This is a genomic window from Mucilaginibacter sp. SG538B (assembly GCF_013376065.1).
In the GTDB taxonomy this organism is placed as follows: Bacteria; Bacteroidota; Bacteroidia; order Sphingobacteriales; family Sphingobacteriaceae; genus Mucilaginibacter; species Mucilaginibacter rubeus.
In genome coordinates this window covers 1065762-1089730 of the sequence record NZ_JABMJI010000001.1, presented here as the reverse complement: position 1 = coordinate 1089730, position 23969 = coordinate 1065762, and the positions used below count along the sequence as shown (strand labels likewise).

Genomic DNA, 23969 nt, shown 5'->3' with positions numbered 1-23969 from the left:
GGTTAATTGACAAGGGTTGGATCCTCACTTACTTCGCAGGGATACATTTTATCTATCTCGGTTTTGTATTTTTCGGTGATCACTTTCCGTTTCATTTTACCTGTAGGGGTAAGCTCACCGCTATCTATCGACCATTCGTTGGGAAGCAAAGTTATCTTCTTCACCTGTTCAACATGGTTAAATTCGGGGTTATAGTTATTGATAATTGATTGATATAATTCAATTACCTTCGCATTTTTCACCAATTCATTATTGGATGAAAATGTGATGTCATTTTCCTTGCACCAGGGTTTTAAATGGGTGTAGGATGGTACAATGAGCGCCGCGACAAATTTCTTTTCCGCACCAACAACCATCATCTGTTCAATAAAATAATTTTCCTTCATCTTATTTTCGATGGGTAGCGGGGCCACGTATTTACCGCCCGAGGTTTTAAAGATCTCTTTTTTACGGTCTGTTATTTTCAGGAACGAATCCCGGTCCAGTTCGCCTATATCCCCGGTATGGAACCAGCCGTCTTCCAGTACCTCTGCCGTTAGTTCAGGGTTTTTATAATAGCCCAGCATCACATTCGGGCCTTTGCAGAGGATCTCGCCATCAGCAGCGATCTTCACCTGTACACCGCTAAGCAAACGACCTACGGTGCCAAATTTCCTCCCGCTTTTTTCATAACAGTTAACAGCAATTACAGGCGATGTTTCGGTAAGCCCATAACCTTCCATAATCACAATATTGGCAGCGGTAAAAATTCTTTCCAGCTTAATGGGGCAGGCCGAACTGCCGACTACGATGGCTTTTATATTTCCGCCTATAGCAGCACGCCATTTGCTGTAAACCAATTTATCGGCTATGGCCAGTTTGATCTTATACGGTAGGCTGGTATTATTAATTTCATAAGCTTCTGCCAGTTTTACCGACCAGAAAAAGATCTTCCTTTTAATACCGGTTAGTTTCTGCCCCTGCACCATAATCTTCTCAAATACCTTTTCGAGCAAGCGCGGCACGGCGGTAAAAAGTGAAGGCTTTACCTCTTTCATATTTGCGCCGATGGTGTCCATACTTTCGGCGTAATAAATAGAAAAACCGTAGTACAGATAAACATAGGTACACATCTTTTCAAAAATGTGGTTCAGGGGTAAAAAGCTCAAAGCACGTTTTTCTGTAACGGGGATCCGGCTAAGAATGTCGCCGGATGCCGAGGCATTGGTCATGATGTTTTTATGCGTAAGCATTACCCCTTTTGGCCGGCCCGTAGTGCCCGAAGTATAAATGATGGTTGCCACATCATCTTCAGTAATCTGATCATTGATCTGCTGCATTTTTTGCTGATAACCTTCTTGCAAAGGCTTAAGCAATGTGCCCCAATAATCACAGCCGTCGATGTTATCGAAAGTAAATATGGCTTTTAACGAGGGTATATTTAAATGAACTTCCTTAACCTTATCGCATAAATCTTTGCTGCTTACAAATACATATTTCACTTCGGCCTCGTTCAGGATCTGCTCAATTTCTTTAGTGCCTGTATTAGGGTATAGCGGGACCAGTATGGCTCCCGTTTGCTGTACTGCCAGATCGGTTATGATCCACTCGGGTCTGCCGTTGCTTATCAAACCTATTTTATCGCGGCCTTCAGTAGTGCCGTCACCGCCCGAAACGCCCAGGGCCAACAGGGCTGCGGATAGCTGGTTGATCATGGCATGCACTTCTTGGGTGCTGTATGACCTCCAGGAACCATTCTCCTTCGCATTCAAAAGATCCACCTTAGGCTCCTTAGCCTGGGTAATCATGCAATCAAACAATCTTGTCGCCTTTTCCATGCTTGCAATGGTTTAGATAAAGGTAAATTCCTATAACAGTTCAAATACACCCGCCGCGCCCTGCCCGGTGCCCACGCACATGGTAACCATGCCATACTTTTTTTCGCGCCGTTTCAATTCGTTAAAAAGCTGAACAGAAAGTTTAGCCCCGGTACAGCCAAGCGGATGGCCGAGCGATATAGCCCCTCCGTTTACATTTACAATTTCGGGATTAAGCTCCAGCCCTTTTATTATCGCCAATGATTGCGAAGCAAAGGCTTCATTCAATTCTATCAGGTCAATATCCTGTTGTTTCATCCCGGCCATTTTCAACACTTTGGGGATCGCTACCAGCGGACCAATCCCCATGATCCGGGGCGGAACACCTGCAACCGCGTAATTAACCAGCCGGGCAATAGGTTTAAGGTTGTTCTGTTTCATAAAACGTTCGCTAACCACCATGACAAAAGCAGCCCCATCGCTGGTTTGCGACGAATTGCCTGCGGTAACCACTCCTTTTGCATCAAATACCGGTTTAAGCTTTGCCAACGCGTCAATTGAGGTATCGCTGCGCGGGCCTTCATCTGTATCTACCTTAAATTCCCTTTTCGCTTTTTTGCCGCTCTCATCTACATAGGTTTCCACAATATTTACCGGCGCTATTTCATCTTTAAACTTACCTTCTTTAATAGCATTGATGGCTTTTTGGTGGGAATTATAAGCAAACTGGTCCTGCTCTTCGCGGCCAATATGATATTCTTTAGCAACAGCTTCGGCAGTAAGGCCCATGCCCCAGTAATAATCAGGATGGGCAAGGGCAATATCGGCATTAGGTACAATGCGCCAGCCCCCCATCGGGATCAGGCTCATACTTTCTACACCACCCGCGATAATACAATCGGCAATGCCACTGTGTATTTTTGCTGATGCGATGGCGATTGTTTCCAGCCCCGATGAGCAATAACGGTTCACCGTCATGCCGGGTACCTTATCGGTATCAAGCGCCATTAACGAGATCAGCCGGCCTACGTTCAATCCCTGTTCGGCTTCGGGTGTAGCATTGCCCACAATTACATCATCAATCTGCTCTTTATCAACATTAGGCACCGATGCCAGCAGATGCCTGATCACATCCGCCGCAAGCGTATCCGGACGGGTAAACCTAAACCCGCCCCGGGTAGCTTTTCCAACAGCGCTGCGGCTGGCTGCCACTATATATGCGTTCATTTTATTGAGATTTATACTTAAAAAATTTAGTTCCTTAACACTTTACCACCGGTTAAAATGGATTGGATCCGTTCAAGCGTTTTCTTTTCGGTGCAAAGCGAAACAAAGGCTTCACGTTCCAACCCCAGCAAATATTCCTCGCTCACCATTGAAGGCTGGGACAGATCACCGCCCGAAAGCACATAAGCCAGCTTTTGCGAAATTTTCACATCATGTTCGCTGATGTAATTACCGCTGTACATGGTATTGGCCCCTACATAACCCAACCCAAGAGCCTGTTTGCCCAGTACCCTGATATCACCGCGCGGAATAGGCTGTATGTACCCTTCGTTCGCCATCTGCAGGCATTGCTGTTTAGCTTCGGCAAGGAGCCGCTCGCGCGATACTACCACTATGTCCCTGCCCTTTTTAAGATAGCCAAATTCAAATGCCTCATAAGCCGAAGTGGATACTTTGGCCTGGCCGATGGTTAAAAAACGGTCGCGGAAATTATTGAGTTCTACGTCACCTTCCTGTAGTTCGTCTGAAAGGCGCAGGGCAAATTCCTTTGTGCCCCCACCTCCGGGAATCAAGCCAACACCAAACTCAACCAAACCCATGTATAGCTCGGCATGTGCCACTACCTTATCGGCATGCAGGCACATTTCGCAGCCACCACCCAGGGCCATTTGATGAGGTGCTATAACCACCGGGATCGATGAATAACGGATGCGCATCATTGTATTCTGGAAGGCTTTGATCACCATATTGAGCTCGTCAAACTCCTGCTCAACGGCCATCATAAATATCATGCCCACATTGGCCCCTGCGCTAAAATTTGCGCCCTCGTTTGATATAACTAAGCCTTTATAGCTTGCCTCGGCAAGAGTGATGGCTTTATTGATGCCTTCAATCACCTCACCGCCTATTGTATTCATTTTGGTGTGAAACTCAAGGTTCAGGATACCATCACCAATATCGGTAATGGTAGTACCGCTATTTTTCCACACCGTATTTGTTTCCCGGATATTACTGAGCAAAATAAGGCCTTCGGTACCAGGAATCACCTTGTAGCTTTTAGACGGAATATCATAATACAGGCGTTTGCCATCTTCTATTTTATAAAAGCTTTTTGCACCCGCCGCAAGCATGTCATATACCCATTGGGCCGGTTTGCTTCCCAAGGCTTCCATGGCTTTTACCGTATCCTCAACACCAAGCGCGTCCCATTTTTCAAATGGGCCCAGTTCCCAGCCGAAGCCCGCATTGGTAGCAGCATCTATTTTATAAAGTTCATCGGCTATTTCGGGGATGCGGTTACTGGCATAGGCAAATAACTGATAAAAGGTAGCCCGGTAAAAATCACCGGCTTTGTCTTTTGCCGCAACCAGGATCCTGAGCCTATCTTTTAAGTTATCAACCGCCTTTGTAGTTTCCAGCGAGGCAAATTTTACTTTTTGAGAGGGCTTGTACTCAAGCGTTTTCAGATCGAGCGCATAAAACTGGTTTCCACCTTCGCCTTTTTCTTTTTTATAAAAACCCTGGCCGGTTTTACTGCCCAGCCAGTTATTTTTTAGCATTCCCTCAACAAATGAAGGAATTTTGAATAACTCCCTTGCCTCATCATCGGGTGCGTTTTTGTAAAGACCATTGGCAACATGTACCATCGTATCTAAACCCACCACATCATTGGTGCGGAAGGTGGCCGATTTTGGGTGACCTATTACAGGCCCTGTCAGTTTATCAACCTCTTCAACCGTCATACCGGTTTGCTCCACATAATGCAGCACACTCATGATGCTGAAAACCCCGATGCGGTTACCGATAAACGCCGGCGTATCTTTGGCTAACACTGTAGTTTTTCCCAGGTATTTTGCGCCATAGTCCATCAAAAAATCAACAACGCCCGCTAAAGTGTCTTTTGTGGGAATGATCTCCAGCAATTTTAAATACCGGGGTGGGTTAAAGAAATGGCTACCACAGAAATATTTTTTAAAGTCATCGCTCCTGCCTTCGGCCATTAAATGTATCGGGATACCGGATGTATTGGAAGTGATCAGCGTGCCGGGTTTCCGGTACTTTTCTACTGTTTCAAATACATGTTGTTTAATATCCAGCCGTTCCACAACTACCTCTATCACCCAGTCGCAATCCGCAATTTTGGGCATATCATCTTCAAAATTGCCGGTTGTAATACGTTTTGCGAATGATTTGAGATAGATGGGCGAAGGGTTTGACTTTAACGCGAAGTCCAGCGCGTCATTAACAATTTTATTCCGCGCTTTTTTATCTGCCGGGGCATCCTTGGGTACAATATCAAGCAACAATACCTGTACGCCGATATTTGCAAAGTGGCAGGCGATACGACTGCCCATCACTCCCGACCCCAATACTGCAACCTTTTTTATAATTCGTTTAGCATTCATTAGTATCTGCTTGTGTTATTAAAACTCTTTATCTTTAATTTACTCTGCCCGCGACCAGGTTGTTGTCCGCCCGAAAAGCGAAATACCAATGTATCCGCGGATATCCAGGGTTTTACCTTTATAGGTCATTTTACAGGAGTACGTTTTGCCGTTATTAGGATCGTAAATTGTTCCGCCCGAGTATTTGTTATCCCCATCTTTCACAAAATCAGCCAGTACGGGTAATCCCAGCCTCGGCCTTGAACGTAATTTTTCGTCGCCATTCATTTCGTCAACTTTCGGCTTCCCATCTTTTAATGGTTCCTTAAGCCATACCACCTTACCATAAAACTTACCGTTGCTTTCTTTAGAGATCTGGATTTTGGCGGTTTTTACGTCGTTGTACCATAAACCTTCAATTTTATCGGTTTGCGCTTTTGCGTTGATGCTGACCGCCACAATGGTTAGCAGGATTAATACAAAACGGGTGAAATGTTTTTTTGATGCTGACATTGCCTTAGGTGTTTTTTATAGTTAAAAACAAGTCGGTTTTTAGGTTATCTGTCGCATTTACCCAATATCAATACGGGTATTGGAAGCCACCTAAAAAGAGACAGAGTAGAATTATAAAACGGTTTATATAAAGCTAAAAGCAGCATGCACAAGGCTTAAAGCTAATAGCCTGGTTATTATTATTTAATTATCTACGTGAATTAATAGATTCTAATCATATCCCCGATACCGGGATGGTTTATAATAACAAATATCTATTTCTGCGGTGCTTTATAAAGGTCTAAACGGCGGAAACATTTGTCAATATTTCGGAATTAAAGTTAGCTGGTTTTATTTGATAATTGCGTTACAAGCTGGATATATTGCTGCATGGCATTATCGGCGGTAGTGCCCTTCTGTTTTAGCCAGGCATCATATTTTGCTTTAGCTACAAAATCAAACATACCCGGAGGGTTTTCTGTATTTATATCGCCTTCCGTTGCTTGCTTATATAAACTGTACAGGCGTAATAATGTTTCATTATCAGGTTTTGAGGGTAGTTCCTTACTCTCTTTAACGGCCCTTTCAAAAGTGCCTTTCAGATCGGTCATAGATAAATTATTTAAAGCTAAAAACAGAAGGCATAAAGCCCAAAGCTTATAAACTGATATTCAACACTATTTAATTATTTCAGGCTGGATTGGCCTCTTCCACATAATCACTACTCCGGGGCGCCTTCATAAACATCTGGCTTAGTTTTGAAGGCAATACGGCCAGCTTACGCTTTTCCATATCTATCCATGAACCTTCGGCATTTACGATTGCGGCTTTAACACCGTCACCCCGGTACAGCTCATGCCTGATTGCCCAGCGGGAACCATCAGGCCTGGATTTGGTAAGCTGGCAGGTTACCCTGATCTGCTCATTGATCCCGATCTCTCTCAGGTAAATCATTTCTTCCCTGAATAATACAGGCCCTATTTTGTATTCATAAAGTGTAGGCAGTTTTAAACCCAGGCTTTCAAGCATGGTGATGCGTGCCTGTGCTGCAAGATCGGCATATGCAGAATGCCGCATGTGCTGGTTCGAGTCTATCTGCGACCACAGCACCTGTCCTTCATAAAAAAACTCCATAGCCCTGATTATTTATTGATGATGTTCCTTAAACTTTTTTACAGCAGCAGTCAGTCGTGGCAGAATCTCCAACGCGTCACCAACTACACCATAATTGGCTGCTTTAAAAAATGGGGCTTCGGGATCTTTATTGATCACTACAATAGTTTTTGAGCCGTTAACCCCCGCCAGGTGCTGGATAGCCCCGGATATTCCCACTGCGATATACAGATTTGGGCGAACGGTGCCACCTGTTTGGCCCACATGCTCGTGATGCGGTCGCCAGTGCGAATCGGCTACCGGGCGCGAACAGGCCGTAGCAGCGCCCAACTCTTTCGCCAGGTCTTCCAGTATGCCCCAGTTTTCCGGGCCTTTTAAACCCCTGCCTCCCGAAACAACCAGCTCGGCATCGGCAAGCGGCACATCGCCGGTCACTTTATTTACCGATTTCACTTTTACGCCAAAATCCTTTTCGCTAAAGCTAACATCCAGTTGCTCAACAATCGCCTTACCCTCCTCCTTTTTAGGAGGAAAAGTGTTAGGCATCAGCATAATTACCTTTACGTCGCTTAAAATGTTTACATAGGCAAATGCCTTGCCCGAAAACACTGCTTTTTTGATCACAAAGCCTTTTTCCGTATCGGGGTATGAAAGCCCACCGGCTACCAGGCCTGCTTTTAATTTTACAGCTACCCGCGGCGCTACCGCCCTGCCCTTAATATCATGAAGGGTTACAATTACTTTACTATTCTCCTTTTGTGCCGCCGCTATTAATGCGCCGGCATAGGCCCTTGCATGTAACTCGTCCAACCGGCCGTCAGCAACGTGCAGCACTTTTTGAGCACCATACTGGCCAAGGTTTTCCATTTCGGCAACTGCAACGCTGCCTAAAGCAAGCGCGGTTACCGTGGTCCCCATTTTCCCGGCTATCTGTGCGGCATATTGCACAGCCTCAAAGCTTTGCTTTTTTATAATTCCTTCGGTATGTTCTACCAATACTATTACAGACATTTTTTGTTTTTTTAGTTAGATAAAAAGCTAAAAGCAGAATGCATAAAGCTTAAAGCCAATAATTTGATTATCAAATGCTATTATCACATCCCCTATAAGATGCCCCGCTGCTCACACTATAAGTGTTCGGAAGATTTTTTAATTCCCTCCCTCGGGAGGGGTGCGGCTGGTTGAGCAGTGGCAGGGAGGGGTTTATACGCCTTTGTAACGACAAGGCATCTTGCCGAAACCCCTCCCTGCACCCTCCCAAGGGAGGGAATCGCACAATCCCCATGCCTTTTAAATCTTCCGGTCACCCATCGCCGGGTAAATAAGTATGATTATTAAATAACCTTTGCCTCTGTATGCAACAGCTCTACCAGTTCATCCATATCATCCGGACTTACCAGCTTGATACCGGCCTTGGCAGGCGGCAATTCATACGACAGTATTTCGGTTACAGCAGTTATTCCTGAAGGCGTAATGACCTTTAACGGACGCGTACGTGCCGCCATGATGCCGCGCATATTGGGAATGCGGGCTTCGGCAACACCTTTCTGGCAGGAAATAACCAGCGGTAAATTACAGGCATCTGTTTCTTCACCGCCTTCTATTTCACGATTTATCACAGCAGCATTGGCCTCTATGCTGATCCCGGTTGCAAAACCAATATAATCGAGATCAAGCAATTCGGCCAGCATGGCACCTGTAGTTCCGTTATTGTAATCGATAGATTCTTTGCCGCATAAAATAAGGTCATAACCAACCCCGGCGGCATATTCGGCTATATAATGAGCCGTTTCATAAGGGTCATTGCTCTCTGCATCAATACGGATGGCTTCATCACCACCCAAAGCCAGCGCCTTCCTGATCACAGGTTCAACATCAGCCTTACCTACAGTTATCAAATGAATTTCGGTGGCGATACCGCTTTCTTTTAATTCGATAGCCCTGATCAACGCGTACCATTCATCGTAGGGATTAATTACCCATGTAACACCATCACTGTTAACTGAGGTGTTATTATTTTTCAATACAATTTTGGTGCTGGTGTCGGGCACCTGGCTTATACACACTAATATTTTCATTATCAGAATTTTGTTTTTTAGGTTGATGTTATTTGAAAAATAAGCGAGGGGATTGTTGCCGTTAACGTAAAAGGCAGGGGATTGTGCGATTCCCCTCTTGAGAGGGGTGGAGGGGTGTGTCTCTGCTTTGATAAGCATACAGCATAAACACACCCCTGCTATCACTCGTTCCTTCGCACCCCCTCTCAAGAGGGGATTTTTTTTATCTTAAATGCAGCACTAAAAACAATATTTATTTTCGGAGATCAGTTTTGCAGCGATATTTCTGCGTGCCTGGGTGGTATTGATGTCGTCGGTTTTGGTGAAGCGCTTTAGTCCCATGAGCATCATCCTTCTTTCATCGCCTTCGGCAAATGAGTTCAGTGCTTCTTTACCCGATTTGGCAATATGTTCGGCTGCGTCATTGATGTACACCCGCATTATGTCCAGTTGTTCTTTACACGCTTCTTCGCCCCTTAAGCTAACCAATTTCTCTACCCTCAATTGCAGCGATTCGCTTACATAAAGCTCTATCAGCATATCGGCCAGGTTCATCAATACTTCCTGCTCTTTGCTCAATTGCATCATTAGTTTTTGAACAGCCGCGCCGGCTACCATCAATATGGCCTTTTTAAAATTGGCTATGTATTTTTTCTCTTTGGTAAATAGTCCATCCTCCTCTGCAGCGCCGAAATCAGGGATGCTCATCAATTCACCGGCTACTTTCTGAGCCGGGCCCATGAGATCAAGCTCGCCTTTCATGGCACGTTTCAGCATCATATCAACGGTTAACAACCTGTTAATTTCATTGGTGCCCTCAAAGATCCGGTTGATTCTTGAATCGCGGTACGATCTGTCCATTGGCGCCTCTGCGCTATAGCCCATGCCACCGTAAATCTGCACACCTTCGTCGGTTACATAATCCAGCACTTCCGAAGCGTGAACTTTAAGGATCGCGGCTTCTATAGCAAATTGCTCAGTGCCTTTCAGTTTGGCTTTGTTTTCATCAAGGCCGGAGGCCATTAACATTTCTGTAGCCTCTTCCATATTCTGGCTGGCCCTGTATACTGCTGATTCCGCAGCATAAGTACGGATGGCCTGTTCGGCCAGTTTATATCTTATCGCCCCGTATTTGGAAATGGCGCGACCGAACTGCTCCCGCTCGTTAGCATAACGTACCGATGAAGTGATCACATCCTTACTTGCACCTACAGTTCCACCGCCTAATTTTATACGGCCAAGGTTTAGAATGTTGACTGCTATCTTAAAACCATTCTGCCTTTCGGAAAGGAGGTTTTCAACCGGCACTTTGCAATCGTTAAAAAACACCTGGCGCGTTGAGCTCCCTTTAATCCCCATTTTATGTTCTTCCGTATTTAACGAAAGACCCTCAAAATCCTTTTCAACAATAAACGCGCTCAAGTTTTCATCGTCATCTATCTTGGCAAAAACCGTAAACACATCGGCAAAACCAGCATTGGTGATCCACATTTTTTGCCCGGTGATAAGATAATACTTACCATCTGCAGAAAGCTTTGCCCTGGTTTTACCCGAATTAGCATCTGAGCCCGCAGCAGGTTCAGTAAGGCAATAAGCCCCCTTCCATTCGCCGCTGGCCAGTTTGGGGACGTACTTTTGCTTTTGGGCATCATTACCGTAGTATAATATAGGCAGGGTACCTATACCTGTATGCGCCGAAAAAGCAACCGAAAATGAATGGCCTGCACCTAACTTTTCTGTAACCAGCATGGCCGTTTTGAAATCTTTACCAAAACCGCCATACTCTTCCGGTACAGATATACCTAACAATCCAAGCGCACCGGCTTCGTCCATTAAATGGCGCATTAACCCCTCCTCCTGCTCGTCAATACGCTGCAGGTTTGGTGTTACCTGCTGTGCCAAAAAATTGGTACATGTTTCGGCGATCATCAACTGCTCTTCATTCCATTCTTCAGGAATAAAAACGCTTTCCGCAGAAGTTTCCCTGATCAGAAACTCCCCTCCTTTTATGGCTTTCATCGGTTCTGTGGCATTCATAAAGTTTTATTGGTTTATAATCAGGAGTAAAATTAGAGGCATTATGAAGCCAAAGAAAGGGCAGCAATGCGGAGATATTAGTCAAAAAGTCGGAAAGAAGAGGGGATGATCAGGTTTGAAAATGTGGTATATGGATAAAGCAGAAGTGCTCAGAGGAAAAAAATGTCATTGATAGAAAGATTAACCTATCCCTTAGTTTATTTCGTGAGCGAAGGCTTTGCATGTTACATGAGATGGGTACACTTCTGTGTATTATCACACTCCGCCTATAATGGCTATGTTTTAAGTAGTTGATTATCAAATACATTACAGGATCCGCATTAATTATGACGTTGCCTGCGGCCCGGGCTGTACGCTCATACTACACAGGCCTTAGCCACAGGCCGGTATCCGCTCCCATCCCTAACGCAACCCCTCGCGCCATCGCTAAAAAATATTTTATACGTTATCACGATTTTTCCGGGTGCCCTGCTCGTTATTTGCAATGAGATGTTTTTGTCTAAACGACAACAATCAATGCGCAGATATCGCTCTATAGTCAGAAGGCGACATGCCGGTATGTTTCTTAAAATATTTGCCAAACGATGATTGGTCGGGGAAATGGATGCTCTCGGCGGCCCGGGCAATGCTGATCTCGTGGTTTCGCAGTAATACTTTGGCTTCCAATATTACCGCGTCGTCTATCCATTCGCCCGCGGTTCGCCCGGTTACTTCCTTAATGGTTTCGGTTAAATGTTTGGGAGATACATACAGCGCGTCGGCATAGTATTGCACGCTGCGATGTTCTTTATAATGATGGAAAATGAGGGACTGGAAAAGTACATTCAGTTCCTGTTTCCTGGTTTGTTTACCTTTTATTATCAGGTGTTGCTTTTCGTAAATGGCCTGTATTTCATAAAGCAGCGTCATTAATATGCTCCTGGATATTTCAACATCATAAGGATGCCCTTCGCGCGCTAATTTGCGCTGGATCAATAAATAAATTTCCAGTATCATTTTGGCATCGGCATTACCGGGATAAATTACCGGGATAGACGCGCTGTTGAAATAACTGAATGATTCAAGGAAATGGCTATTAGCATTATTTTCGATTAAAAAAGCTTTGCTGAAAACAACAAACCGGCATAAAAAATCGGCACTGCTATCGTAGATCCTCAAAACATGAAAAGGGGTTGCCAGAAGCATGGCATCCGGCCTGGCATCATAAACCTGCAGGTTTACTTCTACTTTGGCTGTGCCCCGGGTACAAATGCCTATAATATAACCGTCCGAACGATAAGGATATTCGCTCAGGCTCAATAATTGCTTTTCGTCAACAACAAAAAAATCGGCACCAGCCAGCTTGTCTGCATACAGATCTGCAAATTTCGACAGGCTTAATTGTCCAACTTTATTATTCATATAGTTTAGATATATAATTTTAACTATTGTATTTATTAAAGACGATTGTAAAGCAATTTTCTTATCTGATATTAAAAATAAGCTTTATCCGACTTTTTGACTAATATCTCCGCATTATAGCCCTTTTTTTCTTTTTAATCCAAACTAATTTTATCCCTGACAGTTTCAAATTGTAACCTACAAGCAATTTCCTGTCACGAACCAATTATATTTTTATGAGAAAAATTCTACTATTGGTGCTCACCGCAGCACCGCTGTTAGCTTTTTCCCAGGGTTTCCAGGTGAACCTTGGGGGACAAAAGCAAATAGGAATGGGCCATACAGGTACGGGTATCGTACAGGATGGAGCTTCCGTATTTTTTAACCCCGGCGCAGTAGCCATGCTGCCCGAAAATTACATACAGGGAGGAATAAGCCCTTTACTGTTCAAATCTGTTTTCAACCCCGCGGGGACATCAATACAGGACCATACCGCTGATAAAGTTGCTACTCCGTTCCATGCTTATGCGGTATGGGGCCCTAAATCTTCCTTCTGGAAACTGGGACTTGGCGTTTATACCCCTTTTGGCGGTTTAACCGACTGGGGCAATACCTGGCAGGGCAAATATGTACTGGAAAGCCTCGACCTGAAAGCCATTTATATTCAGCCAACACTAAGTATAAAACTGGCCGACTGGATGAGCATCGGCGGAGGCTTCGTTTACAACCATGGCAGCGTTGATCTGACGCGCGCCATCCCGCTGGCAAACAGCAACGGCGACCCGGGACAGGCCCGGTTGAAAGGCAGCGGCAAAGGCTACGGATGGAACGCGGGCGTTTACTTCAAAACAGAAGCAGGTATTACCATAGGGATCACACACCGCTCGCAGGTAAATACCACAATTTCGGCAGGGAACGCTATTTTTACTGTACCTGCATCGCTGCAAAGTAGTTTCCCTCAGCCCAATACCTTTAGTTCAACCATACCCTTACCGGCCACTAACTCCATCGGTTTCGGCTTTTACCCCAGCAGCAAATGGATATTGGCCATTGATGTTAACCTGGTTAACTGGGATAGTTATAAAACGCTATCGTTTGATTATAAAAACAATACGGCTGTATTACAGGACACCCACTCCGCCCGGAACTACCAACAGGCGTTTAGCTTACGCGGGGGCGCTCAATATAAGGCTACCGATAAACTGGCCCTGCGTTTTGGCGGTGGCTATGGCGGCACCGCCGTTTTAGATGGCTATGTAACTCCCGAAGTGCCGGATGCCAACCGGGTTTATGGTACCCTGGGCTTAGGTTATACCGTAGCCAAACGCCTGGATATAGATATCTCCTTTGAGTACGAGCACCTAATGAAGCGCACGCAAACCAATATCGAATCGCAATTATCGGGAACATTTAAAACCGATGTTTACATACCAGGTATCTCATTAGCCTATCATTGGTAATCCTTAAAGAAATCAGTTCATGAAAACGTTTAAACTACATATTTATATTGTTGCAGGGTTACTGTTATTAGGTGCCTGCAAACCCGAAATCCATACGCCAAAACCATCCGCAGGTTCTGTCGATTTTTCAAGATACATTGCGTTGGGTAATTCGCTCACTGCCGGTTATGCCGATGGTGGCTTATACCTTGCAGGTCAGCAGGTATCTTATCCCAGCATCATCGGCAAGCAAATGCAGTCGGTGGGCGGGGGTACATTTACGCAGCCGCTATTCAGCACGGCCCAGGCAAATGGGTCCGGGTATTTATCACTTACCGGCTTTAATGCCGATGGCACACCGATTACAACTCCTGTAACTACCAATCTGGCAGTACGCGGATTATTGCCTGTACCCGGCTTCGGAAACGTGACTTTATATACCAAATACACCGGCGATATCAATAATTACGGTATGCCCGGCATTAAGCTGATGCATATCACCTACGCACCTTATGGCAACCTTAACGGGTATTTTGAACGACTGTTGCCCGGTAACGCGCCAACAAACTCCACCACTTATCTCAATTTTGTAATGTCGAAGCCATTCACTTTCTTCTCAAACTGGCTGGGGAACAATGACGCTTTAAGCTACGCGACATCCGGTGGGGCCGGCGACGTGCTGACAGATAAAAACACTTTTGCTGCCTTGTATAATGTATTGATCAACACCCTCACTGCCAAGGGACAGAAAGGCGTAGTTGCAACCGTACCGGATGTAACCTCAATACCTTATTTTAATACCATCACCGTTTCTGCAATACTGGCTGGCGTACAAAAAGCCAATCCAAATTCAAAAGCATTGTATATCAACGCGTTGGTTTCGGGCAGTACTTATGCGCCGCGCGCAGCAACGCCTAATGATCTTATCGTACTTACCTTCCCCACAAGCAAGATCGGGCAGCCGGTTGCAACTCCTGTTGGTAACCTGCCTTACGGTTTAACGCCATATACTCCGATAGATAACCAATATGTACTTGACGAAAAGGAAGTTGCCCTTACCGGGGATTATGTAACTTCTTATAACACCACCATAAAATCTGTAGCGGCGGCAAAAGGCCTGGCTGTATTTGATGCCTATACCTTTCTGCAAAATGTTAAACTGAACGGTCTGGTGGTTGACGGTGTAAGCGTTAACTCAAATTACATCAGCGGCGGACTGTTTTCGCTGGACGGAGTACACCTTACACCGCGGGGCTATGCAATTGTGGCCAATGAGTTTATTAAGGCTATTAATGATAAATACAACTCATCAATACCACAGGTGAATATATCAGATTATAACGGGGTTAAGTTTCCTTGATAGTACTAAGTCTTTAGTCAGAAGTCTTAAGTTCTAAGTCGATAGAGGGTAAATCCTGACTTAGCACTTAAGACTTTCGGCTAAAGACTAAAATCACTCCGCAGCACTATCCGGCTCCGATTCATCGCCTGGCTCCCATAGCTCAATAATGTTCCCTTCCGGATCGAGAATATGAACAAATTTACCATAATCATATTCAGCAATCTCGTCAATAATGGTTACGCCATCTTTTTTTAATTCGTCTACCAGTGCAACAAGATTTTCTACCCGGTAGTTAATCATAAAAGGCTTGGCCGACGGATTAAAATATTTGGTATCCTGCGGGAACGTACACCAGGAGGTGGACCCTATTTTCGACGGATCATCTGCATGCCGCCACTCAAACGTTGTCCCGTATTGGCCGGAAGGCAGTCCAAGGTTTTTGACATACCATTCGTTCATACCTTTCGGATCGTCGCATTTAAAAAATACGCCTCCAAGGCCCGTTACTTTTTTCATAGTTTAATTCTGTTTGTATGATTAAGTTGCTATAACATAGAAGGAAAGTTGTACAGTATTTTGAATGCTATTTAACACCTGTTAAATACTTCTTTATGCACAGCTTCCTGAGCAATTTCCATCTATTTTAAGACATTACCAAATCTGTTTTCAGATCGTTTATCCAATACTAACGACAATTTTAAAGCTACACTGCAGTATCGTTTGCGGACAGGTTCTTACCCTTTCAGCCTATGAATAACCTCTTTTAACTTTTCGTTGCTGTTGATGGTTTTTAAACCCTCTTCATACCCTATCATATAAATTTCTTCGGCGGCATCGGTATCAAAAATACCATAACCACCCAAGCCACGCGGCTCGATAACTATATCGCACAACATTTTATGCGCATTGAGGCCCGAATTAATCGTTATCATGGCCGCCCTGTCAACCAGGTTCACAAATGATTTAATTGTTGAAACAACAGGCAAATGGTTACAGCATGAACCTATGATGAGGTCACAATTGCCCACCAATGGTTCAACCGGAAAATTATTGAGTATGCCGCCATCAACAAACATATGATCGTTAATGATGATGGGCCTAAAAATACCTGGCAAACAGCATGACGCTAAAATTGCTATATCCAACTCGCCCTCGGTAAAATAAACCAGCTTTGCTTCTCCAATGTCAACGGCGGGAATGGTAACACGTGTTTTGAGGCTTTGAAAGGAATTATGTGGAATATATTTATTAATCAATACCCTGGCATGTGTTATTGAGATCAAACCGTTGCTGCCAAATGCCGGGCGCAGCAATTTGAGCAGGCTGTTGTCTTTGATGACGCGTAAAATTTCTTTTGGGGTATATCCCTCTGCAAAAAAAGCCGCAGCTATTGCGCCTGCACTTGTGCCCGAGATATGCGAGAATTTGATACCATAATCGGTTAGGGCCTGCATCACCCCCAAATGGGCCACCCCTCTTACCCCCCCGCCAGACAACACTAATCCTATCTTTCTTGAGCCGTTTTGATCAATATTTGTATTCATTTTTTATAGATTACCACCAGTCCGTTACCCGGGAAAATCATCGGACCGTTGAGGTCAAGATATTACTTTTTTAATTTAATAATGTTAATTTTTTAAATGATCAACTTTATTAATCTTATTCGCCGGACGACAGATGGCATAATTTCTATACATCAACTGTACCAAATGGTGCCGCCCTTGTTTTTTGTTATCAATTAAGAATACAATCAATATATCATATACGTATTTATCTCACCGAAGAAAATATCATATCTTTTAAAGATTTAACGGAAAATTAATTTTACTACAGGTTCTTTGGTACAGTTTTTCGGGTTCTTTACCTGATGACAAAAAACCTTCTCCTCTTCCTGTGCCTGTTTATTGTAAAAACCTCCTTAGTGTGCGCACAATCACCAACGCTCAATGGCGTATACATTGGTGCAGAGTTATACAACACGCCTTTTAACGGCATGCAGATCAACAATATCGTGATCAGTTTCCGGAGCGATGGCACTTTCAATAACGCATTGAACCAGGCAGACTGGAAAACCAAATCCAGCGGTTCTTACACAGTTAAGAACAACCTTGTACAACTCACATTTAAAAACGGCGACGAAAGCAAAAAATATAAACTGGCAGCTAATGGACACCTTGAAAGTACAGCAGGGATAAAACATACCTTGTATAAGGTTAAAAAAGTAACTGTTATCCCTGCCGGGCTATATGAAAAAAGAAGCGCTTCCACCAGTGGGGGAATAGGTACGGGAATGCCGGCGGTGGGCGCTTTTTCTTCTGATTTAATTTATTTTGATGGTAAAGGAAATTTTTCAACAGAACGGTCGAGCGTTGTTGGTGTAACGGGTGATGCAGTGGGCGGTACTATAGGTGGTAAATTTGAAAAAAACGGTAAAACCAGTGGAACTTATAAATTGGGCGATGGAGAAATAACTTTAACATTTGGTAATGGCACTGTTGCCAAACAAAGCTTCTTTTACAGTCCGCCAAATGAAGAAGACCTGATTTTGTTGAATGGTGAATTCTATTTCAGAAACGAGGATGACAAAGAAAAGCCAGCAATTACACAAGGAACCACCGTTAGTTCAAAGACAAATACAAGTAAACCTGCAACAACTGGCCTGCCTGCGCCAGCCAGTCTGCTTACCCAACTCAGGGCACACTATGGTGGCGAAAACATAGACAAGTTAACAACTGTTAGGGAAACGGCCACAGTAACAGGTAACATGCAAATTATCGCTTTAACCGATATCCTTAATAACAGGATCCGTGCAGAAGTAAGACAGAACGGGAAGTTACTACTGGTAAAACAGCTGGACGGAAACGAAGGCTGGCAATGGATGAACGGCACAAAAAAGCCTTTAACGCAGGATGAAAAAGACGAACTAACCTTAAGCCTGTACCAGGGGATCCTGGGCTTGCATAAAAAACTAAACAGCTCTTTCCTTACAGGCACAGTATCCGCATCGGGCGATGATTATATCGTCACTTTTTACAGAAGTAAGAATAAACTGTTGTACCTGATTGGTAGTGATTATAGCCTGAAAGGAAATGCTTACTCCATCAATTCAGCGCCTGCTAATATTTCTATCTACAAAGATTTCACAAAAGCCAATGGCATCACCTATCCTGCTACCACCGAATCATCCGACGGAAAAAACAAACTGGTGTCAAACACGACCTCTATCGAGTTTAATCCTGTTTTAACCGAAGATAGTTGGAAAATGCCGGGAAGCTAAGTGTATACTTAGCTGTTGCGGTTCCATTTAAGCCTGTGGATACGCTTCCAGTCGGTGAGTAATAATCCAGCTAAAAAATCAAGTATGGCAATCATATATCTGACAAATTGATAACTAAAGATAGCGATTAAATCATAACTAAAAGACTTTCAGGCGATAAATTACCTCTACTTTTTCAAAAACGACATAGCCGCCGCACTTCCCGCCCCTACTGTTAGCCCGGCTGCCACATCGGTTGGATAATGAACACCGAGATACATTCTTGAATAGCTGGTGGCGCCCGCCCAAAAGAAAGATGGCGCTATCACATACCATTTAGGATAAGCCGCCGATAAAGCCGTAGCCGTAGCGAAGCTTGATGAAGTATGCCCCGAGGGGAACGAGGTACCGCCCGCCCGGTAAACCGGCGTGATATTGATATTTTGAATAAAAGGCCGCGGCCTTTTCACCAGATGCTTGATCAGCAGCATAAAACCATATGATATGGCCGTGCTGCTGGCTACATAACCTGCGTTTTGGCGCATTTCTTTATTATTGCTTGCAATACCTCCTACCAGTAAGCCCGCCGGGATCCCGATATCGCCGTACAAAACATTCTTGCTCAGGAACATGAAAAAACCTGTTTGGCCGGGTGTGCGTTGATTTTGCAGATCGATCATGACACGGTCGTCCCAGCGCTGAACAGCGGGGGGAATAAATGCAGGACTATTTACGGTGACTTTCGCCGAATCCGCCTGAGCGAAAGCTTTGTTTGTGAAGCAAATAAATAAGCACTGCAAATGAATTAAAACTACCAGGGATTTAAGCGGGGAGATCTTTTTCATAGGCGGTTTAGTAGCAATATCCACACTGCTAATTTAACTATAAATGCCTATTGCATAGAGATTGTTTGTTCGCCGAAACAGAACCACAAAGAATGGATGACCAGAAGAATAAGACTTACGAAATTTTTGAAGCTTTGTAAGTCTTATTCTTCAACTTACTAAGGGTAGATACAAAGCAAAGATGCGTCCTATTATACACTTACCCTCATCTATCCCAACTTCTCAATAATCTCGGCGGTAGTACCCACCTGCCCTATTCTCGGGAAAATGTATTTAAAGCTGTGGGCATGCGCTTCGGGAAACATATCGGTCATGGCATCACTGGCAAAGGCTATATTGTAGGCATGCTCGTTGGCCGAGCGGGCAGTAGCTTCAACGCCTATGCTGGTGGCTACGCCGGCCAGTACAATTTGCGTGACGCTTCTCTTTTGCAATTCCTCGTGCAGACCTGTGTTATAAAAAGCGCCCCAGGTTTTTTTGGTGATAAAAATATCCGTTGATTCGGTTTTAATTTCGGGCACTATTTCGTTCCAATCGACCGGGAGTTCGGTCATGCTGTTTCTATTGTTGTCGCGCCTGGTTTTAAAAGCCGCACCGGTTGGTTCTACATGAACAACAACAATAGGCTTACCGGCCTTACGAAAGGCTTCAACCAATTGAGCCGATTTTTCAAGTATGCCGGCCATTGGATGAGCACATGAAAGTTGTACAATGTATTTCTGCAAATCTATCAGCACCAGTGCTGTATTTTGATCTAATGTAGTTATCATGGTAGTTGATTGTTTAATGTTAAGAAATTGCTTCGGTAGATTGCTGCACAGCAGCCATCGCTTTCTTTTTAAGCCTGCTGCGCGTTAAAAAAACAAAATGCAAAACACCCAACAGCAGTGCTACCATGCCTTCGGCCATAACAGTATCGGGTACGCCTATTTTTTGCGAAACTGCGCCAATGAGCAAACCGCCAAGCGGCTGCATCCCAAAAAAAGACATAGCATAATAACTGATTACCCGGCCTCGCATTTCGGGAGTAGCAGTAGTTTGGATAATGGTATTACCAATGGTAACCTGCGACATCATACCAAAACCGATAATTGCTGAAAAAAACAGCGCAACAGGATAATTGTGCATATGCGAAAATGCGATTAGCCCCGCGGCAAATATCAGCGTATTAACGGCCAGAATCTTTTTTAGATCGGTACCGGCACTTAATGAGGCCAGGAAAATCCCGCCGCCAAAAGCACCAAGCCCTATAACACTATCTATAACCCCAAAAGTAGAGGCCGTTCCCTTAAATATGTCCTTAGCATAAACCGGTATCAGCGTACTGAAAGGCAGTACAAACAAGCTTATGGAAGCAAGCATCAGTAACATGAACTTTATAGTGGGGGTATTGCGGATATATTCGAAGCCGTCTTTTAGATCGGCAAATACGTTTTTACCGTGGGGCTTGGGCATAAATTCGGGCAAACGCATCATCAGCAATGAGCCAATTACCGCAATAAAGCTCAGAGCATTGGCCCCAAAACAAACCGAATCGCCAAATTTTTCAATAATCAGGCCCGCTATCCCCGGCCCTATTAACCGCGACAGGTTCACCATGGAAGAGTTAAGGGCAAGCGCATTAGGCAGGTCGGATTTATCATCAACCATTTCATATACCAACGATTGTCTTGCCGGAACATCAAATGCGTTAATCAGCCCTAAAACAGCAGTCAAAGCCATGATAGCCCAAACCGAATAATACCCAAAAAACACCAGCACGGTGAGCAAAATGGCTTGTACCATGGAAGCCACTTGCGTAAACAACAATACTTTAAAGCGGTTATACCTGTCAGAAACCACACCGCCCAAAAACGAAAAAAGAAACGAGGGGAACAAACTTGCAAACAAGGTTAGCCCCAACATAAACTTGGAGTGCGTTTGCGAATAGATCACCCAGCTTACGGCGGTTTTTTGCATCCAGGTACCCAACAATGAAACGGATTGCCCGGCAAAATACAGCCGATAGTTGCGGCTTTTAAAAGCGTTGAATGTACTTAGCTTACTCATTTATCCCTTTCTGTCAGTTTTTATTAATCAAAGTCAACAAGTTTGGCCAGAGGTGCCAGCGCTTTTTTCAGGATCTCCTGCTCTTCGGCAGTGCAGGTGGCTTCGAGGGCGCGGTTAAGCCATTCATCTTTTTCACTTCTTGATTTATGGATGAGGCTGATCCCCTCTTCCGAAAGTGAAATGATCACCTTGCGTTTATCCAGCTCGGAGATGCGTCTCTTGATCAATCCGAGATTAAGCAGGTTGCTTAATATCTGCGACATGGATTGTGTGGTAATCTTCTCCATAGCTGCCAACTCGTTAGGCAGGATCTCCTCATGCTGAAAGATCAGTGCCATGGTTGACCGCTCGGTAAGCGAAAGCTTTTCGGCAGTAGCCGAAGTCTTCCTGATCTTTTTACTAAGCCTGCCAATGATAAACCTCAATTCGGAAGCCAGTTGAATCTCTTTTTCTTCGCTCATATACAATTAATCAGTTAAACTTGTAAGTTTACCTTACAAATATAGAGAATGTTTTGTTAGGAGAATGTAAAACCTGAACCGGGATTTGGGTAGATTTTCCAGATTTAAGGGATTTTGATTTGCATGCTGCCCCGGCAGGTTATCGATCCAAAATCAAAATGAGTTAAGAAAATCTGATGAATCCGAAAAATCCACCCAAATCCCGGTTCGTTTCGTAATTTTACCCCGTGCCTGCTCCTGAAAAGAAAACACCTAGAAGAAAGAAAGCGCCTGCCCGAAAAAAACCAGCGGCTAAAGTAAAACAGCAAGCTCGCTTTTCTACACAGTGGGCGATGGCTATCGGGGCTTTGCTCCTTATCCTGCTCTCCCCTTTTTATTATGGTTATATTTTAAAATTCGGCAGTGCCACCTGGCGGTGGATCATGGATGCGGGTGAGGATACCCATTACCGAAAATATAAGAACTTTGCTATCCATATTCCCGACGGTTATTCGGTATATGGTATTGATGTGTCATCCTACCAGGGCCGCATTAACTGGAAACAGGTAAAGGCCATGCGCGAGGGCGATGTCCATATCAGCTTTGCATTTATAAAAGCAACCGAAGGTATATTAAGTGTCGACCCTTATTTTCAGCGCAACTGGCGCGAAGCGCCGAAGGCAGGCATCATGTGCGGCGCTTATCATTTTTTTCTTCCGCAAAAAAGTGGTGTATGGCAAGCTAAGTTTTTCCTGCAAACCGTAAAAACTGAAAAAGGCGACCTGCCCATGGTGGTGGATGTGGAACGATTGTATCGCACCAGTCCTGAAAAAATGCGCGAGCAATTGGAGAGTTTTATCAAAACTATTGAAACCCGTACGGGGATCAAACCCATCATCTACACCAACCTGAAATTTTACCAGGACTACCTGGAGGGTTATTTTGATGGTTATACCCTTTGGATAGCACACTACTACCAGCCCAAACTGCTTGTATCCAACAAAACCAACTGGAAATTCTGGCAGCACTCGGATAAGGCCCATGTTAATGGTATTAACCATGTTGTGGATTTTAATGTTTTTAAGGGTGATAGTACGGAGTTTGAGAAATTGCTGGTGCCGTAAGTAAAATCTCCTTAGTTAAATTACTGCTCAACGATTTGGGCTAAAGCCAGCCGCTCCTTAAATTACAAACCGTCGGTTAAAACCGACGGCAATGAAATAACAAATCTTTAAACAAATATTTTCAGACAAAGATATAAAACACTCCTTTGTCTGATGTGCAGCCATTATTACTACAAAATAAAAAACGTCATTGCCGTTGGTTTTAACCGACGGAAGTATGGTAGAAGTAAAAGGGTTTTAGCCAAAAAGCACTAAATAAAATAACCAGTCAATATCTCTTTTCTAACACGCAATAAATATGTATATTGATGTTAAAAACAAGAACAAACGTTGTACAAAAGAAAAATTGCCTTAGCTGCCAGCCATGTTCATAAAGAAGATGAAGATACGCTGGATGTGGAATTTTGGCTCAGCAAAAGCCCTTCGGAACGACTGGCGGAAGTAGTTCGCTTGAGGCGATTATATTTTATTTCATCAGGCAAAACCTTTCCAACCAAAATAGAGAAAATTATTTTTAGAAGAAAATTGCAATAGCTAAGCAGATCAATTTGTTTGGAAAAGTCTTCTAAAAATACTTCTATCTAATATTGACAATATTATTTACTTAATTCTGCTTCTTATAGTACAACACATACGATCCTCCCAAAATCGCCAGAAACACCAACGGCATCACACGGTTTGCTACCGGATCACCTGATGCACTATGTGCTATAAACGCCGAAACAAATACAAAAGTAAATCCTGCATAAGTCCACTCTTTTAGCCTGGCAGGCACTGGTACCAATAGTAATATTGCACCGATAACCTTGGCTATTGCCAGTTCAATCCTGAAGTAATCGGGGAAGCCTAAATGATGAAAAGCTGCAGCCATTTCGGGCTTTGTTAAGTATGAATAGCATGAAAAAGCCATCATCAATGCTACAATAGCGGTCAGTATCCAGTAAAAAATTTTAGTTGCTTTCATTTAATGAATTATTTGCCGCAAACT

The 23969-nt window shown here is 44.0% G+C and carries 22 protein-coding genes; 5 read left to right on the top strand and 17 right to left on the bottom strand.

All coding sequences use genetic code 11. The annotated features are described in order from the left end of the window. Window positions 1-2: 2 nt before the first annotated feature. From FHW88_RS04325 to FHW88_RS04280, 10 genes are all read right to left on the bottom strand, one after another. Window positions 3-1817: an AMP-dependent synthetase/ligase gene (locus FHW88_RS04325; protein ID WP_176623410.1), complete on the bottom strand. Its 1815-nt coding sequence runs from the start codon at window positions 1815-1817 to the stop codon at window positions 3-5. Between the two features lie 30 nt (window positions 1818-1847). Beyond that, window positions 1848-3023: an acetyl-CoA C-acyltransferase gene (locus FHW88_RS04320; protein ID WP_176623408.1), complete on the bottom strand. Its 1176-nt coding sequence runs from the start codon at window positions 3021-3023 to the stop codon at window positions 1848-1850. A gap of 26 nt (window positions 3024-3049) precedes the next feature. After that, window positions 3050-5428, bottom strand: coding sequence for a 3-hydroxyacyl-CoA dehydrogenase/enoyl-CoA hydratase family protein (locus FHW88_RS04315; protein WP_176623406.1), 2379 nt, complete (start codon window positions 5426-5428; stop codon window positions 3050-3052). 39 nt (window positions 5429-5467) lie between these two features. Beyond that, window positions 5468-5920 carry a DUF2147 domain-containing protein gene (locus FHW88_RS04310; protein WP_176623404.1) on the bottom strand — a complete coding sequence of 151 codons (453 nt, stop codon included), beginning with the start codon at window positions 5918-5920 and terminating at the stop codon, window positions 5468-5470. Window positions 5921-6240: 320 nt separating this feature from the next. After that, complete coding sequence (locus FHW88_RS04305) at window positions 6241-6510, bottom strand: acyl-CoA-binding protein (RefSeq protein WP_090523886.1); 270 nt, start codon at window positions 6508-6510, stop codon at window positions 6241-6243. Window positions 6511-6589: 79 nt separating this feature from the next. Beyond that, window positions 6590-7033: an acyl-CoA thioesterase gene (locus FHW88_RS04300; RefSeq protein ID WP_208057802.1), complete on the bottom strand. Its 444-nt coding sequence runs from the start codon at window positions 7031-7033 to the stop codon at window positions 6590-6592. A gap of 12 nt (window positions 7034-7045) precedes the next feature. Beyond that, a complete protein-coding gene (locus tag FHW88_RS04295) occupies window positions 7046-8023 on the bottom strand; it encodes an electron transfer flavoprotein subunit alpha/FixB family protein (RefSeq protein ID WP_176623402.1) in 978 nt (325 codons plus the stop codon). 323 nt (window positions 8024-8346) lie between these two features. Next, entirely contained in the window at window positions 8347-9090 is a 744-nt protein-coding gene (locus tag FHW88_RS04290; protein WP_176623400.1) for an electron transfer flavoprotein subunit beta/FixA family protein, read from the bottom strand. Window positions 9091-9309: 219 nt separating this feature from the next. Then, window positions 9310-11106 (bottom strand): acyl-CoA dehydrogenase family protein, encoded by a 1797-nt coding sequence (locus FHW88_RS04285; protein ID WP_176623398.1) that lies wholly within the window; start codon window positions 11104-11106, stop codon window positions 9310-9312. A gap of 513 nt (window positions 11107-11619) precedes the next feature. Next, the gene (locus FHW88_RS04280) at window positions 11620-12507 is read right to left on the bottom strand and encodes a helix-turn-helix domain-containing protein (protein WP_090523879.1); all 888 of its coding nucleotides are present in this window, start codon (window positions 12505-12507) and stop codon (window positions 11620-11622) included. A 215-nt stretch (window positions 12508-12722) separates the two neighbouring features. On the opposite strand from FHW88_RS04280, the gene FHW88_RS04275 reads away from it, so the two are divergent. Both FHW88_RS04275 and FHW88_RS04270 read left to right on the top strand, forming a co-directional pair. After that, window positions 12723-13946 carry an OmpP1/FadL family transporter gene (locus FHW88_RS04275; protein ID WP_176623396.1) on the top strand — a complete coding sequence of 408 codons (1224 nt, stop codon included), beginning with the start codon at window positions 12723-12725 and terminating at the stop codon, window positions 13944-13946. A 19-nt stretch (window positions 13947-13965) separates the two neighbouring features. Then, entirely contained in the window at window positions 13966-15285 is a 1320-nt protein-coding gene (locus FHW88_RS04270) for an SGNH/GDSL hydrolase family protein (RefSeq protein ID WP_176623394.1), read from the top strand. A gap of 93 nt (window positions 15286-15378) precedes the next feature. Here the strand turns inward: FHW88_RS04270 and FHW88_RS04265 are convergent, their stop codons facing one another. Continuing rightward, window positions 15379-15783 carry a VOC family protein gene (locus tag FHW88_RS04265; RefSeq protein WP_090523870.1) on the bottom strand — a complete coding sequence of 135 codons (405 nt, stop codon included), beginning with the start codon at window positions 15781-15783 and terminating at the stop codon, window positions 15379-15381. Window positions 15784-16001: 218 nt separating this feature from the next. After that, window positions 16002-16811, bottom strand: coding sequence for a patatin-like phospholipase family protein (locus FHW88_RS04260; RefSeq protein ID WP_090523867.1), 810 nt, complete (start codon window positions 16809-16811; stop codon window positions 16002-16004). 323 nt (window positions 16812-17134) lie between these two features. Between FHW88_RS04260 and FHW88_RS04255 the strand changes: the two genes are divergently transcribed. Then, window positions 17135-18544, top strand: a complete 1410-nt coding sequence (locus FHW88_RS04255) for a hypothetical protein (RefSeq protein WP_176623392.1) — start codon at window positions 17135-17137, stop codon at window positions 18542-18544. A gap of 167 nt (window positions 18545-18711) precedes the next feature. Here the strand turns inward: FHW88_RS04255 and FHW88_RS04250 are convergent, their stop codons facing one another. From FHW88_RS04250 to FHW88_RS04235, 4 genes are all read right to left on the bottom strand, one after another. After that, window positions 18712-19368: a phosphatase PAP2 family protein gene (locus FHW88_RS04250; RefSeq protein ID WP_254780040.1), complete on the bottom strand. Its 657-nt coding sequence runs from the start codon at window positions 19366-19368 to the stop codon at window positions 18712-18714. 209 nt (window positions 19369-19577) lie between these two features. After that, entirely contained in the window at window positions 19578-20138 is a 561-nt protein-coding gene (locus tag FHW88_RS04245) for an isochorismatase family protein (RefSeq protein ID WP_090523862.1), read from the bottom strand. A 19-nt stretch (window positions 20139-20157) separates the two neighbouring features. Next, on the bottom strand, window positions 20158-21417 hold the full coding sequence (locus tag FHW88_RS04240) for an MFS transporter (RefSeq protein WP_090523859.1): 1260 nt from the start codon (window positions 21415-21417) through the stop codon (window positions 20158-20160). 23 nt (window positions 21418-21440) lie between these two features. Then, entirely contained in the window at window positions 21441-21878 is a 438-nt protein-coding gene (locus FHW88_RS04235; protein WP_176623390.1) for a MarR family winged helix-turn-helix transcriptional regulator, read from the bottom strand. 332 nt (window positions 21879-22210) lie between these two features. Between FHW88_RS04235 and FHW88_RS04230 the strand changes: the two genes are divergently transcribed. After that, window positions 22211-22981 (top strand): glycoside hydrolase family 25 protein, encoded by a 771-nt coding sequence (locus tag FHW88_RS04230; RefSeq protein ID WP_176623388.1) that lies wholly within the window; start codon window positions 22211-22213, stop codon window positions 22979-22981. 330 nt (window positions 22982-23311) lie between these two features. Next, window positions 23312-23515 carry a hypothetical protein gene (locus FHW88_RS04225; RefSeq protein ID WP_176623386.1) on the top strand — a complete coding sequence of 68 codons (204 nt, stop codon included), beginning with the start codon at window positions 23312-23314 and terminating at the stop codon, window positions 23513-23515. Window positions 23516-23585: 70 nt separating this feature from the next. On the opposite strand, the gene FHW88_RS04220 is transcribed toward FHW88_RS04225, so the two are convergent. Further along, window positions 23586-23945 carry a DoxX family protein gene (locus FHW88_RS04220; RefSeq protein ID WP_176623384.1) on the bottom strand — a complete coding sequence of 120 codons (360 nt, stop codon included), beginning with the start codon at window positions 23943-23945 and terminating at the stop codon, window positions 23586-23588. Window positions 23946-23969 lie beyond the last annotated feature (24 nt).